Genomic DNA, 15895 nt, shown 5'->3' with positions numbered 1-15895 from the left:
TATGTAGTCTTTGCAAATCCTCAGATGCTCACGTACTTATTGTATGCTCCGCTCCTCGTCTTACAGACTCCATGCTCTTTTCCAAATTGATACTATCGTCTATCCAACTCTTCATTTATTAGATGTATACCTTTAATACTTCAAGATTTAGCAAGCCAAATTTCGGGATTCGTCTTTGCTCACGTAGTCTATCTACGTTCCGCAGACTCACCGCTTATTTGACTTACCAACTTTTGAAGTATTTGCGGTATATACTAACTCTGTACTCTCCTTATTTTCTTAGTTAATCGTTAAGTTGCTTTTCTATCCATTTTTTATGTTTTTGTTCATCCTTAAAACCCTGTTCTAAAACCTTTTCTGCATCATGCCATTTATCAGCATGATTATTTAGCCTTTCATAAGCAGTGTTAGTATCTTCTTCATTTGAAAGCATAGCATGTAATATAGCTCTATCGCCAATCTGTGTAGCAAGTACTACTTTGCCTTTTGTTAGCCATTGTTTACTGCTAGGACCATTTACTTTTTCTTCTTTATGTTTTAATAACAGTTCATTTAATTCTTTTACATGTCTTTCGTGATCTTCCTTAAACCTTTGTAATTGTATTTTATAATTCTCATCGGTAATTCTATTAATGGTCATATGCTTCTATAGCATCATAATCAAGTTCAATCAGTTCCTTTATTGCATCTACAAAATTATTTTGGATTCCTACTAAAGTTGTCATTTTATCCTCCTTAATTATTTTATTGCAACTATAAGGTTACGCCTTAATATTTTTCAAGTCAAGGTTAAAAAACAACAGTTAAACAAAATTTTTATATGTAAATAAAAAATAGTTTTTATTTAATAATAATAACGATTTATAATTATTTATTTTTATAATATTTTTAGATATCAACTCCTTAACAATTCATTAATACTAACTTTAGCTCTCGTATTTTTATCAACCTGTTTTACGATAACAGCACAATAAAGTCCTGGTTTATCTGTTTCTTTATTAGGTAATACTCCTGGCACTACTACAGAGTAGGGAGGTACTCTACCATAGATAATCTCACCACTATCTCTATAAACTATTTTTGTAGAAGCTCCGATAAAGACACCCATACTAACTACCGCTCCTTCTTCTACTATAACCCCTTCAGCAATTTCCGATCTTGCCCCAATAAAACAATTATCTTCAATAATAACAGGCTTTGCTTGAAGTGGTTCAAGCACGCCACCGATTCCAGTACCGCCTGAAATATGGCAATTTTTACCGATTTGAGCACATGAACCAATAGTAGCCCATGTATCAATCATTGTTCCCTCATCTATATAAGCACCGATATTGATAAAAGACGGCATAATGACAACATTTTTAGCAATATATGTGCCGGTTCTAACAAACGATCCTGGGACTTTGCGTATGCCGGCTTCTTTAAACTTGTTAAGCTCAGCATCAAAAGGAAATTTAGGGGCAACTTTGTCATACCAACTATTATAATTATTATTATAAAGCTGTGATTCAGTCGTCATAAAATATAAAAGAATTGCTTTTTTTACCCATTCAGTAACTTGCCAACTATTTTCTTGTCTTTCACAAACACGAATAGTACCTTTATTTAGGCTTTCTATAACATCGTGCAGTATTTTTTTTAATGCTGAAAGTTTTACGGAGTCTTGTAATAGCTTGTCCTTTATTTGCCAAGCTTCTTCAATTTCTTTGATATATGGGAGCATAATTTTTAACTGTTATATTGCTAAAAATCATAAATAACTTTATCATGAAGTCAAATATAAAAAAATTTACTATGTATATTAGTTGTCCTAATTGTCAAACAAAATTTATTGTCTCAAATAATCAAATAGGTATTAACGGACGACGTGTTAAATGCTCTAAATGTAGGCATATCTGGTATCAAAAATTAGATTATAATACCAGTAAATTAAGTGATTTTGATGAAGATAAATTCGAAGCCGTTAAAACACCTGTTAAAAATGGATATGGTAATCAATTTTCTGCAAACGTACCAGTGATTTTGCCATATATTCCACCTAAGCGAAAATATAACGTCTTTCCATTCTTGTGGACTAGCTTTATAATTTTTTGTTTAGCTATATTACTGCTAGATAGCTTTAAATCCTTGAGCAAGTATGATCAGCTAAAAATAGAGGAAATTAAATTAGGAAGTTCGCATAATGCTGGTACTATAAAAATGTTTTATAAAATATCTAATAACTCTGATTATTTAATATCTAATCCTTTAATTAAAGTTAGGGCGATGGATCATAATAATAGAGTTCTGGATGAATATGTATCTATTACAAAGCTCAAAGCAAAAATCCCTCCAAAGCAAGATACGTATGTAGAAATGGAAATCAAAGGGCTTCCAGCTGCTGCAAAATATATCAATGTTACTGTGGGAAATAAGCTTGGGTTGTTATTAGAATAGATTTGTCATTGCGAGGAAAAATTGAAAATTTTGTACGCGTGCAATCCAGTAAAATGCATAGCATTTTTATTATTTTTTCTGGTTTCCCACCACAAAGGAATGACACCGAATGCTTTTAACTAAATTTACTTGAGCAAGGGCTGCTACGGCTGCTGTTTCAGCTCGTAAAATATTCTTCCTAAACTTATAGAATGTGCGTTCTTATACGACGCAAGCAAAGCAATCTCGTCATTAGTAAATCCGCCTTATGGTCCAATCACAATCGAAATATCAGTAATATCTTTGTTAGAAGATTTAAGCTTTAATATAGAATTTTCTTCTTTTTCATGCTCGTTTGCATATAACACAAAATTATTATTCTTTTTTAGATAATTTTGTATAGAAATAGCAGGCTCTATTACCGGAGGATTTAATCGCTCAGATTGTTCAGTTGCTTCAATAACGCATTTTGTCAAACGCTCAATATTTACTGATCTAAATTGACATCTTTCAGTAATTAGAGGAACAATTTTAGTTACACCAAGCTGCGTAGCCATATTTATTGCAAGCATTAACTTATCTTGTTTTATTATAGACATAGCAAGCGTTAATGAAGATTCAGCACAAGGTTTTCTCAAGCATTCTTGAATTGTAATAGCAAGGTTATTCCTATCTAATTTAGCAATCTGTGCAAGGAATTCTCCATCCGTGCAATTAAAAATTTGAAATTGATCATTTACCTTAAGACGTAATACAGTTTTAATATAATGAGTGTGATCACTTCCTAATTCTAACTTGATATTTTCAGCTAGATGGTTATTAATATAGATACGATTAAATTTCATAAATTGATATCATGGATAATAAAAAAGATAATATATTAGAAGAAGAAAATTTGCCAAAGGAAAAAGAAATGCCAAAGGAAATCGGTGGGGCTAAAGGTCTAGAGCCAACAAGATATGGTGATTGGCAGCATAAGGGTAAAGTAACAGATTTTTAGTTGGACTTAAGGTCAGTAAGCAACTAGGACATTGCTTGTGTGGGTTAATTTTTCCGTCATTGCGAGGAAATTACGAAGTAATTGACGAAGCAATCTCATGAGTCAAATATTGCTTTATGAGATTGCCACGCTCCTTACAGTCGCTCGCAATGACGATTTGGTATCCACGCAAGTAATGTCGCCATGGGGGAAGATTATCAGCAAAAGACAATGTCAAATAAAATGAGTATATATTAATCTCTTCTGTTGCCTAAAAATCTCATTAGATATAAGAAAAGATTTATGAAGTCTAGATATAATGTAAAAGCTGCCATAATAGAAAGCTTTTGTCCTGTTTCATCATTTCCTGCCATGTAATACATAGATTTAATTTTTTGAGTATCCCAAGCAATTAAACCCATAAATACAACTATTCCTATGAGAGAAGTAGCAAAAGAAAGACCTGAACTTTTTAGGAACATATTAACTAATGAAGCAATTATAAGACCTATAAGACCCATTGCACAAAATGAACCCATAGATGTTAAATCTCTACTTGTGCTATAGCCATATAGACTCATTGCTCCAAAAACAGAAGCACAAATAAAGAAAGTACGAGCTATTGACTCACCAGTATAGACAAGAGCTAAATATGCAAGAGACATACCTGTTAAAGCGGCATAAACCCAAAATAATATTTGTGCTGTTTGCAAGTTCATACGCCCAAATCCCATAAAGAAATATAAAGCGATGCCAAGAGGAGCAAACATTATAAGCGTTCCAAAACCTGTTTGAAACATTAAATTATATAAAGGCTCAACTGATATAGTTGTTACCGCAGCTATGCCGGTTAGTAATAATGCTAAAGCCATATAATTATATACTTTAAGCATATATTTTCTTAGACCTTCATCAAAAGTTTTGTTTTTAGATGATGAAGCTGTCAAAGTTTTTGTATAATCGATCATAAGAAACCTTAAGATTATGTTTATATAGTATAAATATAGTCCTTTAAATGGGCTTTTTCAAGTGATAATTAATTAAATTTTTATAAAAATCGAGCATAGAATATAAACCAGCTTGTTTATCTTGTAGCCAGATTGCCGCCCTTATTGCCCCATCGGCAAAAGAATTCTTGTTAAGAGCTTCATGCTTCAAAGTGATAGTTTCATCATCGCCTAAGAAAAATATTTCATGAGTGCCGTGTACATTACCACCACGAAGCGAAGAAATACCAATTTCATTATTTCTTCTTGTTTTATTACCTCGGTTAAATGTTATATCTAGTTCTTTTTCAGCTGTAATCATTTCAGCAAGCATAATAGCAGTGCCTGAAGGAGCATCTTTTTTAGCACGATGATGAGCTTCTAAAATCTCGATATCGTAATCATCCAATATTTTTGTTGCTTCTTTTGCTAAATAACCGAGTAAATTAGCACCTATACTCATATTTGCAGAATATAAAATAGGTAAGGTTTTTGCTGCTTTTTCTAAAAGTTTAAACTGTGAGGAAGTAAGACCGGTAGTTCCAATTACTAATTTGGTATCATATTTTAAAGCACTATCAACCAATTTTTCTAATATTTCAGGAGTAGAGAAATCAATAACTATGTCAGAATTTTTACATAAATCATTTAGCTCATGTAAATCACGGGTGCTATTAAATTTTGCTGAAATTTTACAATTTTTAAAGTTATCTATTCTCTCTAAAATAGTTCTACCCATTTTACCGGTAGCACCGCTAAGACCTATATTTATAATCATATTAATTTTATGTAAGATTTATGATGATATATTAAAGGTTTTGAGTCGTTTTTAATAGCAGTATTTATTACTTTACCAATAAATATAACATGATCACCGCCATCATAGGTGGCATGTTTTAGGCATTCTATATGACAAATAGCTCCATTTATTAAAGGACAAGAAGTAGCAGGTCCAAGTTCATAGGAAATTGCTGCAAGTTTATCAGTATGTGATTTTGCAAAATGTTCTGAAATATCAACTTGATTGTCTGCTAAAATACTAATGGCAAATTTACTACTGTTTTCAAAACCTTTTATGCTAAAAGAATTTTTATTGAGACAAAATAATATTAATGGAGGTTTTAAAGATACAGAGGTGAAAGAACTAGCAGTAAAGCCAAAAAACTTATTATTTAAATTAGTAGTTATGATTGTCACTCCGGCAGGGAAACAGCTCATAGCATCTTTAAATTGATTTTCTGTTACTGTCCCAGCCATTTCTTCATAATTTTATTGATAGTACCATCTTTTTTCAATGAATCTATTGCTTCATTAATTTCTTTAATTAACCCTGAATGTTTAGACAAGCCTAAAGCAAATTCCGAAGAAAATTCCTCTAAAGTATAACTTGCTAAATTTGGATTTGCTTCTTGTAACTTTTTATTTTGAAACTCTTCGGAAATAATAACATCTACGACTTTAGCTTTTAATTCTTCAACTAACATTAAACTATTTGCTAAGGAATGAACTTTAATATTCATTGTTTTAGAAAGCTCTTCAGCTTTTTTTTCTAATACACTACCTAATTGCACACCAATTATTTTGTTATCTAAATCACCAATACTTTGTACATTGTCCTCTAACCTGTATAATACAGCAAATTTTGCTGTAGCATAATTATCGGAAAAGCTGATATATTCCGCACGTTCTGGTGTTACTGAAAGTTCTGCAACTGCAATATCGATATTTTCGCTTACCAAAGCTGCAAGTAAGCCATTAAAGTCAAAGTTTTTTATAATGACTCTTTTATTTAAACGCTCGCCTATTGCGTTGATAATATCTATATCAATCCCAACAATTTCACCATTTTGAATAAATTCATAGGGTGGATTGTCTGCTGAAGTTCCAACGATTAAAGTTGCTTCTTGCTCTTTTTTTTCACAAGAAATTAATAATAAAGATAATAAAAGTACTTTAAGAAAATTCATAAAAAGTAATATTTTAATTTGAATGTTTTTTATCGTGTATCCTGTCATTGCGAGGAGCGTAGCGACGAAGCAATCTCAGAAAGTCTCATGAGATTGCCGCGCTCCTTTTAGTCGCTCGCAATGACGCTAACCAAGCTTATCCTTCAACAGCTCATTCACAAGCCCAGGGTTTGCCTTACCGCCGGTTTTTTTCATTACTTGACCAACGAAAAAGCCGAATAATTTATCCTTACCGCCTCTATATCCTTCAACCGAATCAGGGTTTTCGCTGATTACTTCGTCAATTACAGCATTTAGTACATTAGAGTCTGAAACTTGTACTAAGCCTTGTTCTTCTACAATTTTATCAGCTGCTTTACTGGTTTCAAACATAATTTCGAAAACAGTCTTAGCAATTTTACCGGATATGGTATTATCTTCTATCAATTTAATTAATTTTGCAAAATCGTTAGGCGTAATTTTACACTCGCTTATTTCGGTCGAAGCTTTATTAAGCTGTCCAAACAATTCATTAATTAACCAGTTAGCAAGCAGTTTAGGATCACATTTATTTGCTGCTTCTTCGAAATATTTAGCAGCCGACTCATCAGCTACGATTACTTCAGCATCATATTTGCTTAAACCGAATTTGGTTATATATTTATCTATTTTCTGATCCGGTAGCTCAGGCAAGCTTGCTTTTAATTCATTTATCAGCTCATCAGAAAGAATAACCGGCAATAAATCAGGATCAGGGAAATAGCGATAATCAGCTGCTTCTTCTTTCGAACGCATAGTTCTTGTCTCACCGCTATCAGCATTAAATAAACGTGTTTCCTGAATTACAGATTCACCATTTTCAATCAAATCTACTTGCCTTTTAGCTTCAAACTCTATAGCTCTGACAATATTACGTATTGAGTTGATATTCTTAATTTCGCATCTCGTCCCAAGCGGCTCTCCCTTGCGTCTTACCGACACATTAGCATCACAACGCATAGAACCTTTTTCCATATCCCCATCACAGCTACCAACATAACGAAGCAAGCTTCTGAGCTTCTTAACAAACTCTGCTGCTTCATCGGGTGAAGATATATCAGGTTCAGTTACGATTTCCATAAGTCCAATACCTGCACGGTTTAAATCTATAAAGCTATAATGCGGTGATTGATCATGCATAGACTTGCCAGCATCTTGCTCTAAATGCAGGCGATTAATACGGATAGTTTTCAGCTCACCAGTACTTGTTGGTATTTCCATAGTACCATCCTGCACTATCGGATAATAAAACTGAGAGATCTGGTAACCTTGCGGCAGATCAGCGTAAAAATAATTTTTACGGTCAAATACCGAATATTTATTTACCTTTGCCTTAAGTCCAAGACCTGTTTTAATCGCTTGATGAACACAATACTCATTAAGCACTGGTAGCATACCTGGCATTGCCGCATCAACGTAAGATACTTGTGAATTTGGGCTTGCTGTAAATGTTGTACCGCTGCCTGAAAAAAGCTTAGATTTTGAGGAAATTTGAGCATGAATTTCAAGCCCAATTACATATTCCCATTTTCCGCTACTACCTTCAATATATGCCATAATTAAAATCCTTTCGGCTCAAATTTAATATGTTTAACACCTGACTCTATAGCAGATGCTACTCTTAAAACATTATATTCGTCTAATTGCTTACCTATAACTTGCATACCAAGCGGTAGCCCTCTGTTTGATAAGCCTGCCGGTACTGAAACACAAGGCAGCCCTGCCAAACTTGCAGGAATGGTAAATAGATCATTTAAATACATAATAGTTGGATCATTTTGTTTTTCACCGATTCTAAATGCTTCTGTTGGAGCAGATGGCAGTAAAATAGCATCTACTTTTGCAAAAGCATTATTAAAATCATCAGCAACAAGCCTACGCACTTTTTGTGCTTTTAAATAATATGCATCCATAAAGCTAGAAGAAAGTACATATGTCCCGATCATGATACGGCGTTTTACTTCATCACCAAAACCGGACGATCTCGTTATTTCATACATCTCGTCTAGGCTCATATTTTCTTTCTCTACTCTAAGCCCGTATCTTACGCCGTCATATCTAGATAAGTTTGAAGAGGCTTCAGCAGGTGCTATAACATAATAAACAGCAACGCCATATTTAGCATGCGGCAGAGAAATATCGATTATTTCAGCACCAGCATTTTTAAGCAGCTCTATAGTAGAGTGCCACATCTTCATAATATCAGGTTCGATAATTCCGCCCTCTCCAAGACTTAGAGGTACGCCTATTTTCATGCCTTTTATAGAACTTCCGATAGCAGGTTGTAATTGCGGTACTTCTGCCTTAATAGAAGTAGAATCTCTTTCGTCAAAACCCATCATTGCTTCAAGCATAATAGTGCTATCTAAAACGCTTCTAGTAAATATACCAGCTTGATCAAGAGAGCTTGCAAACGATACCATACCATATCTTGAGCAGCGTCCATATGTAGGCTTGAACCCAACTAAACCGGTAAAGCTTGCTGGCTGACGCACCGAACCGCCTGTATCACTACCAAGAACAGCGGTAGCCATAAAGCCGCTTACTGCCGCAGCTGATCCGCCCGAGGAACCACCTGGAACTAAATCGGCATTATCGTCGTTTGCTTTCAATGGGCTAATTACATTACCAAAACAGCTAGTAATATTTGCTGATCCCATAGCGAACTCGTCCATATTAGTTTTGCCGAGCATCACGCCGCCTTTATTAAAAATATTCTGCGTAACACCTGACTCGTAATTAGGAATAAACTCTCTTAATATATTAGAACAAGCAGTGGTTCTAATCCCTTTTGTACAAAAAAGATCTTTAGCAGCGAAAGGTATTCCCTCAAGAGTTCTCGGCTGATTCTTGGCATAATTTTGATCAGCTGCTTCTGCTTGCTTTAAAGCTAAATCAAAAGTCTCTGTAACATAAGCATTTAGGTTTTTATGTTTTTCTATTTGCTTAATATGAGCATTAACTAATTCTTTGCTGGTAAATTCTTTATTTTTTAAGCCTTTTAGGCTATCTGCTACACTTAACTTATTTAATTCCGTCATATTATTCAACAACCTTTGGAGTAATAAAATATTTCACTTCTTTAGCAAGCTGCCGGCTAGCACCTTGAACATTATCAAATAATTCATTTGAATGGTCTTTGCTTGTAACTTCATCAGGTCGCATTCTTGCTTGCATATCACAAACAGAAGTTAAAGGCTTAACATCGGTGCAATCTATTTCATTTAGAATATCGATCATATCCATTATAGAGCTAAGCCTGCTAGAGAATTCCTCTACCTTATCTTCCTCAAATTTAAGCCTTGCAAGCTTTGCTATTTTTTTTACTTCTTCTTTTGTAATCATAATTTATTTTGTTTTCTTATATTTTAGTCTCTAATTCTCATTTAATAATTAGGGTAGGCGAAGATCAACTTCAAAAAGAGCAAGGAATCCACAAGTGCAAGGAACGGAACGTAGATAAACTACGTGAGTACCGCAGTACTTGTAGGATGACGTAGCCAATTTTTGAAGTTCATCGGACTACACAGTCATTATTTCTTGCTCTTTCTGCTTTATCGCCGAATCAACTTTGCTACTATATTCATCAGTTAGTTTTTGTACCTGTTCTGCTAAACTATGATGTTCATCTTTTGCTATAATATTATCTTTTTCCATTTTTTTAAGTTCTTCATTGCCGTCTCTTCTAATATTACGCAATGAAATTTTAGTATCTTCACCATATTTATGAGCAAGTTTTGCAAGTTCTTTACGTCTTTCTTCCGTTAAAGCTGGTATAGGTAGTCTAATTAATTGCCCATCTGATGATGGAGTTAAACCAAGATTTGCTACTGTAATTGCTTTTTCTACTGATGATACCATAGATTTATCCCAGACCTGCACGTTAATTGTTCGTGCATCTGGAGTTGTCAGAGAGGCAACTTGTAAGAGTGGCATTCTATCGCCATAAGCTTCTACAGTTACGCTATCAAGTAAATTAACTGAAGCTCTACCAGTACGAAGCCCTTTAAGCTCATGATCTAAAACTTTTAAAGCCTTATCCATTTTTTCTTGTAAATTTTTCTTAAGAGTTACTTTATCCATAATTTTTCATCCATATGTTATTATATAAGTTGTGGTATTATCGTCATTGCGAGGATATGCATAGTAGAGGGCGGAGGCAGTCTCGGGACGCTTGATAAGATTGCCGCGTCGCTTCGCTCCTCGCAATGACGTTTTCCAGTTAATTCTTACGAGCAATATACTACTCTTCGATTGTAGTATATTCCCCTTGATCTTGAACTACCTTAGCAATGTTACCTTTTTCTTTTATTGAAAATACCCTTATAGGTAGCTTATTTTCTCTTGCAACTGCTATAGCTGCTAAATCCATAACTTGCAGGTTGTTAGTTATAACATTTTTATAGTTAATAGTGAAATATTTTTTAGCATTCGGATTTTTTTTCGGATCAGAATCATATACCCCATCAACTTGCGTTGCTTTTAGCAAAACATCGCAATTCATTTCTATTGCACGTAGTACTGCTGCACTATCGGTTGTACAAAACGGATTACCAGTGCCACCGGCAAAAATTACTACTCGACCTTTTTCCATATGTCTTTTAGCTCTGCGACGAATATATGGCTCGCATACGCTCATCATTGGAATAGCCGATAGAACTCTTGTATAGATGTCTAGGCTTTCCATAACATTTTGCAGTGTTAAAGCATTAATAACAGTTGCGAGCATACCTATATAATCGGCTGATGCTCGATCCATACCAACTAATGCTGCATTAATCCCGCGATAAATATTTCCGCCGCCAACTACGATGGCAACTTCTACTCCTAAATCAATAAGTTCTTTAATGTCTCCAGCAATCTTTTTTATTGTGTCATATTCATGACCAAATTGCTTATCACCCATTAAAGCTTCACCTGAAACTTTCAACAAAACCCGTTTATATTTTAAATTTGATGTCATATCCTCAAAATTCTTTTAATTTTTTTAATCATTTTACCATTGTGTAAATCATCAATCGATGATTTATCGAGTGCATGCACTAATAACATATTATTATTTATATCTAATGTCACTGTACCAGGGGTTAAAGTAATTGAGTTACTATATATTATTTCACCGATATCTTTTAATCCTTCTGCATCAACCCATTCAAAAACTGGTTCTACAACTATATTTCTTTGCCAAATTATTTTAATAACTGAAAAAGCTGACTTGCATATTTCCCAAAATAACCAAGGAAAATATAATATAATTGAAATTTTAGTGGGCATTGGTGTTTCCTGATAGCTTGATATTTGAAGTGAAAGGAATTAGCAGCATTATAAGTATAAATAATAACGCTATCATATTAAATATATTATTTATTGCAATTACAAATGCATCCGTATTTATTTTATTAGCCAATAATAAATATGAGGCTTTTTCTGGATTAAATACTTTTCCGCTTAATAATGCGGTGTATGAATCTAATTGCTCCATTGCCATTATAGAAGTGGAGGGGATGTTTTCCGATAGATATTGCATAAAAATTTTAGTATCATTAGTTAGTATAGTACTAATTACTGCTAGTCCTACCGCTCCTCCAAGGTTACGAGTGAGGTTATAAAGACCGCTTGCATTCCCTACTTTTTCCCTTGGCATATTACCAAGAGCAATATTATTAGTTGGTATGAAGCAAAACATTAAAGAAAGCCCTCTGACAAATTGCGGTAATACAAATTCGGCAAATTTAGAATCAGGTGTTAGAAAGCTATTTAAATGACATCCAAGTGCAAAGCCTCCAAGCCCTATAATCAGCATTAGCCGTAAATCTACGCCCGCTCCTAGCATTCTTCCAGCTAGTGGTGCTGATAAAAATTGTGCTATTCCCGTTACCATCATAGTAGCACCGATCTGCAACGTATCATAACCTGCTATGGTAAATAAGAATAATGGTAATATATATACTGCTCCATATAATCCTATACCCATAACAAAAGAGTAGAGACAGCCAAACGTAAAATCTTTATAGAGAAATGTTTTTAAATCTAAAATCGGGTTTATAAAAGTTAATTCTCTGATTATTAGCAAAATAAATCCTAAAGCTACCGCAATACTTAAAAATAATATTAAATTATCCTCCAGCCAGCCTTTTTTATTACCTTCTTCTAAAACATATTGTAGTAAACCAAGAGTCAAGACCATAATTGCTATACCAAGGAAATCAAAATTTTTCAATAAGTTATAATTTGGTTTATCAAAATGCCCATATAAAAAAACTACGCTACATACAAAAATACCAGGTATAACATTCAACAAAAACATAAAATGCCATGATAAAATTTCTGTAATATATCCTCCAAGTGTTGGACCTAAAGTTGGTGCTACTGTTACAACAAGCCCAATTAATATAGTAATTTTAGGGCGTTGTGATGGTGGAAAAATTATAAAAACAGTACTAAAAACTGTTGGTATCATAGCACCGCCAAAAAATCCTTGTAACGCTCTAAAGATAATCATTGATTCAATATTCGTTGCAAGTGAGCATAATACGCTCATAATCGTAAAGCCAAGAGCTGCAACAAAGTAAGAAATTCTAGTGGAAAGTAATCTTGCTAAGAATCCCGTAATCGGAATTATGATAACTTCAGCTATTAAATAAGATGTTTGAACCCAAGAAAGCTCATCACTTGAAGCCGCAAGTCCTGCTGCTATTACGGATAGTGAGCTTGCAACAATTTGGATGTCAAGCACTGACATAAACATACCAACAACCATACCAAAAAAAGTAAATAATTGTTGCTTAGAAAGAGGAGGGGTAGCTTGAGAATTATCGTTTGACATAATTAAATAATATAGTTTAACTAAATTATATTATAAATTATCATTAACGCATAAGGAATTTTCAAAAATTTACTTTAAAAATTAAATTAACTAGTGACATGATAATATACTGCGGATACTTCAAAAGTATATATTGATTTAGATTTCTTTTGATTCTATTAATGGAACTTCTATCCATACACCATCATCAAAATCATCTTCATCATCCCACTCATCAGTAAAATTTCTATCTATAAGAAATGTATTAAATATTTCGGTTGTTTCATTTACTTGTCTAAAAATATTTTTTAAATTTACGTCTATATTTTTTCCAACCCCAAGAAAATTTTTTCTTATAAAATTCACAAAAATATTCTCCTTATTATCTATATTTAGGTGCCTTTAAAGTAAGAGCTTAAATTACTAAGGCATAAAAAAATAGTAAGTAATTAAGTTGAGATGAATTTTGATGTATAGATATTCTGTTTTTCTATATTCTCGTAACAAAATGCAATATATTGATACCTAGAGTATATTTAGGTATGATTATCTTCTTGCCTTTTTTAAAAGACATATGATATGTTCTAACAACATTATTTTAGTTAAAATAATGATACTAGCTTTTACTTATTAAATTTATAGCTAGTTTAAAACTTATCTAAATTGATTATAGTTTAGCAATAATGTTTCTCAATTACATACATGTAATTATAATAACCAATTTTAAAATAAAATATCAACTATAATATTTCTTTAGTTTTAATTTGTTATAAAAATACAACTATAATTTGAAACTCATGTCAGATACAGTATTGCAAAAGAATTTATATAAATTCATAAAGGAACGTAATATTCAAATTACAGAACTTGAGAGAAAGGCAGAGCTAAAGAAAAATAGTGTTTATAACATTATTAAAGGTATATCCAGAAAACCTTCCGCAGAGATTCTACAAACAATAGCTGATACTTTAGGTGTTTCAATTAAGGATTTATATAATCCTAATATTAAAGTTAATGATTACCTTGGTCAAGATGATTATATCTTATTTCAAAAAATCTTGCCTGAGATAATAAAAACAATAAAAAAATTAAATCTAGTAGTTTCTGAAACAGAATTTTCTTAAACCTTAAATGAAGTATTTAATTACTACCGTCCTACACCTGATGAATCTATTGATAATAAAATTATTGAATGGATATTACATCAGCGTGTCCAAGAAAAATATTCAATATGATATTTAGTTTTTATTGTTTAAATATTTAGTGAAATCTAATATCTTCCCTGTATTTAAATTAGAGTTATTTAATGGAGGATACACTATTTCTATTAAGTGTGAGCCATCATGCGAGAAGATATTATATTTAAATTTATGTTCATTTAACGATTTAAATATCTTGTAACAATTTAAAATAAAAAGATCTGTATATTCTTCTATTATAATATCAGATAATTTAATCATTTTCTTTTCATCTAATGAAAAACAATCGTTAGTAATAGTAATTTTATCTTGGTTAAAATCTATCTTAATTATTTGAGGAATATTGCTTTGCCTATCTATAAATTTTACCAAATTAAATACCAAGCTAAATATTAATTGATAAAAAACTTCAAGAGAACAGTTAATTTCAATCTCTTTTATATTGTTAGTAGTTCTAATACCAATTTTAGCAAAATAAGGAGCGAAATATCCTTGTAATAGCTTGATTAAATTTTCAATATTAATTTTAGTAAGGGATAAATCAGTTAAGTTTATAGGAAAAAGTTGATTCTTAAATGGAAAATCATTTGGATTGTATGTATCTCCTAATTCTTGTTTTAAATATATTTCTGTTAATTTTTTTATAAAGAGCTTTCTTAATTCATGATCGGCTTTATTATTATTTATCAATGCTGTATTTATTTCAGTTTCTTCATATATTTCTTGATGTAAAATTCTAAAATTCTGTTGTATGGTATTGTATATTTTAAAATATATAGAGACTAATATTGAAAGAGTTAAAAATGAGCTGATACTATAAATTAACATATTTCTTCGTAATAAATATGCTCCATCTAAATAAAATTGTGAGTCTTTCTTAATACCCAATTTTAAATTTAAAATACCATTTGCTTCTACAAGTTTACTTTCAGTTAAATATTGATCTATATTTATTCTTTCGGAAAAGATATCATGATTATTTAAGCTTAATTTATAAATTATAAAAGGAGGAAATATTTTATTTATGATTTCTTTTAAGTTGTGTAAATTAAATATGTATTCTTCTTTTTTATTTCTTACTCTTATAGAATTGGCACTTACTGTAATTAAATTCACAGTAGTTTTAGATTTAGGAATAACTTCAAAACCTTTAAATAAGAAGAATTCTTTATTTGGTATGGAGCTATTAAGAGCATTTTCTAGATCTTGTGTAAGTAAGCTTGATATACTACTCGCATAAGCTTTGAGTAATCCCTTATATTCTTTTTTTTGATAATATATTAAACAATAATAAACTGAAATATTAAAAATAAGAAAAATCAAAAATGCTATAATACAAGAAACTATCTTAATAATAGTATGTTTCACTAAATACCTTTATCTATTTTAGAGTAGTGTTGTTGCGAGCGGCTAAAAAGAACGGGGCAATTTATAAAAAACGCTTGATATCATTAGCTCACTTGTTGTAGCGGTCTCTTTTAGGATTGTCCGCATGGATCATTTTCTTACCCTGTGGCTTGGGAACT

Annotated in this window: 17 protein-coding genes and 2 pseudogenes; 3 read left to right on the top strand and 16 right to left on the bottom strand. The window is 32.1% G+C overall.

The window, feature by feature from the left end; all coding sequences use genetic code 11:
- Positions 1 to 283: 283 nt before the first annotated feature.
- Positions 284 to 640, bottom strand: a complete 357-nt coding sequence (locus tag AAGD49_RS06145; RefSeq protein WP_341788365.1) for a ferritin-like domain-containing protein — start codon at positions 638 to 640, stop codon at positions 284 to 286.
- A 255-nt stretch (positions 641 to 895) separates the two neighbouring features.
- Positions 896 to 1723: a 2,3,4,5-tetrahydropyridine-2,6-dicarboxylate N-succinyltransferase gene (dapD, locus tag AAGD49_RS06140; protein WP_341788364.1), complete on the bottom strand. Its 828-nt coding sequence runs from the start codon at positions 1721 to 1723 to the stop codon at positions 896 to 898.
- A 71-nt stretch (positions 1724 to 1794) separates the two neighbouring features.
- Between dapD and AAGD49_RS06135 the strand changes: the two genes are divergently transcribed.
- The gene (locus AAGD49_RS06135) at positions 1795 to 2436 is read left to right on the top strand and encodes an MJ0042-type zinc finger domain-containing protein (RefSeq protein WP_341789243.1); all 642 of its coding nucleotides are present in this window, start codon (positions 1795 to 1797) and stop codon (positions 2434 to 2436) included.
- A gap of 69 nt (positions 2437 to 2505) precedes the next feature.
- Here AAGD49_RS06135 and AAGD49_RS06130 read toward each other — a convergent pair.
- A pseudogene (locus AAGD49_RS06130) lies at positions 2506 to 3260 on the bottom strand (16S rRNA (uracil(1498)-N(3))-methyltransferase).
- Between the two features lie 29 nt (positions 3261 to 3289).
- Here AAGD49_RS06130 and AAGD49_RS06125 point away from each other — a divergent pair.
- Positions 3290 to 3415, top strand: a pseudogene (locus AAGD49_RS06125) (DUF1674 domain-containing protein); the annotation flags it as partial.
- Between the two features lie 233 nt (positions 3416 to 3648).
- On the opposite strand, the gene AAGD49_RS06120 reads toward AAGD49_RS06125, so the two are convergent.
- The 12 genes from AAGD49_RS06120 to AAGD49_RS06065 all read right to left on the bottom strand — a co-directional run bounded on the left by AAGD49_RS06120 (position 3649) and on the right by AAGD49_RS06065 (position 13536).
- Positions 3649 to 4362, bottom strand: a complete 714-nt coding sequence (locus AAGD49_RS06120) for a Bax inhibitor-1/YccA family protein (RefSeq protein WP_341788363.1) — start codon at positions 4360 to 4362, stop codon at positions 3649 to 3651.
- 43 nt (positions 4363 to 4405) lie between these two features.
- Entirely contained in the window at positions 4406 to 5155 is a 750-nt protein-coding gene (gene dapB / locus AAGD49_RS06115) for a 4-hydroxy-tetrahydrodipicolinate reductase (RefSeq protein WP_341789242.1), read from the bottom strand.
- On the bottom strand, positions 5155 to 5637 hold the full coding sequence (locus AAGD49_RS06110) for a flavin reductase family protein (RefSeq protein WP_341788362.1): 483 nt from the start codon (positions 5635 to 5637) through the stop codon (positions 5155 to 5157). The genes dapB and AAGD49_RS06110 overlap by 1 nt, the downstream gene beginning before the upstream one ends.
- Positions 5622 to 6347: an ABC transporter substrate-binding protein gene (locus AAGD49_RS06105; protein WP_341788361.1), complete on the bottom strand. Its 726-nt coding sequence runs from the start codon at positions 6345 to 6347 to the stop codon at positions 5622 to 5624. Before AAGD49_RS06105 ends, AAGD49_RS06110 begins: the two co-directional genes overlap by 16 nt.
- A gap of 126 nt (positions 6348 to 6473) precedes the next feature.
- Positions 6474 to 7922, bottom strand: a complete 1449-nt coding sequence (gene gatB, locus AAGD49_RS06100) for an Asp-tRNA(Asn)/Glu-tRNA(Gln) amidotransferase subunit GatB (protein ID WP_341788360.1) — start codon at positions 7920 to 7922, stop codon at positions 6474 to 6476.
- A gap of 2 nt (positions 7923 to 7924) precedes the next feature.
- A complete protein-coding gene (gene gatA, locus AAGD49_RS06095; RefSeq protein ID WP_341788359.1) occupies positions 7925 to 9406 on the bottom strand; it encodes an Asp-tRNA(Asn)/Glu-tRNA(Gln) amidotransferase subunit GatA in 1482 nt (493 codons plus the stop codon).
- Between the two features lies 1 nt (position 9407).
- The gene (gatC, locus tag AAGD49_RS06090) at positions 9408 to 9710 is read right to left on the bottom strand and encodes an Asp-tRNA(Asn)/Glu-tRNA(Gln) amidotransferase subunit GatC (protein ID WP_341788358.1); all 303 of its coding nucleotides are present in this window, start codon (positions 9708 to 9710) and stop codon (positions 9408 to 9410) included.
- A 177-nt stretch (positions 9711 to 9887) separates the two neighbouring features.
- On the bottom strand, positions 9888 to 10448 hold the full coding sequence (gene frr, locus AAGD49_RS06085) for a ribosome recycling factor (RefSeq protein WP_341788357.1): 561 nt from the start codon (positions 10446 to 10448) through the stop codon (positions 9888 to 9890).
- A gap of 160 nt (positions 10449 to 10608) precedes the next feature.
- Entirely contained in the window at positions 10609 to 11328 is a 720-nt protein-coding gene (gene pyrH / locus AAGD49_RS06080; protein ID WP_341788356.1) for a UMP kinase, read from the bottom strand.
- Positions 11325 to 11639 carry a monovalent cation/H+ antiporter subunit E gene (locus AAGD49_RS06075; protein ID WP_341788355.1) on the bottom strand — a complete coding sequence of 105 codons (315 nt, stop codon included), beginning with the start codon at positions 11637 to 11639 and terminating at the stop codon, positions 11325 to 11327. Before AAGD49_RS06075 ends, pyrH begins: the two co-directional genes overlap by 4 nt.
- A complete protein-coding gene (locus AAGD49_RS06070) occupies positions 11629 to 13191 on the bottom strand; it encodes a DHA2 family efflux MFS transporter permease subunit (protein ID WP_341788354.1) in 1563 nt (520 codons plus the stop codon). Before AAGD49_RS06070 ends, AAGD49_RS06075 begins: the two co-directional genes overlap by 11 nt.
- A 138-nt stretch (positions 13192 to 13329) precedes the next feature.
- The gene (locus AAGD49_RS06065) at positions 13330 to 13536 is read right to left on the bottom strand and encodes a hypothetical protein (protein ID WP_341788353.1); all 207 of its coding nucleotides are present in this window, start codon (positions 13534 to 13536) and stop codon (positions 13330 to 13332) included.
- Between the two features lie 431 nt (positions 13537 to 13967).
- Between AAGD49_RS06065 and AAGD49_RS06060 the strand changes: the two genes are divergently transcribed.
- Entirely contained in the window at positions 13968 to 14294 is a 327-nt protein-coding gene (locus tag AAGD49_RS06060; RefSeq protein WP_341788352.1) for a helix-turn-helix transcriptional regulator, read from the top strand.
- Between the two features lie 114 nt (positions 14295 to 14408).
- Here the strand turns inward: AAGD49_RS06060 and AAGD49_RS06055 are convergent, their stop codons facing one another.
- A complete protein-coding gene (locus AAGD49_RS06055) occupies positions 14409 to 15737 on the bottom strand; it encodes a hypothetical protein (protein ID WP_341788351.1) in 1329 nt (442 codons plus the stop codon).
- Positions 15738 to 15895: the final 158 nt, after the last annotated feature.

The organism is Rickettsia endosymbiont of Lasioglossum villosulum, assembly GCF_964026455.1.
Taxonomy (GTDB): Bacteria; Pseudomonadota; Alphaproteobacteria; order Rickettsiales; family Rickettsiaceae; genus Rickettsia.
Note: the sequence above shows the minus strand (reverse complement) of the source record. Positions and strands in the feature narration are given on the sequence as shown.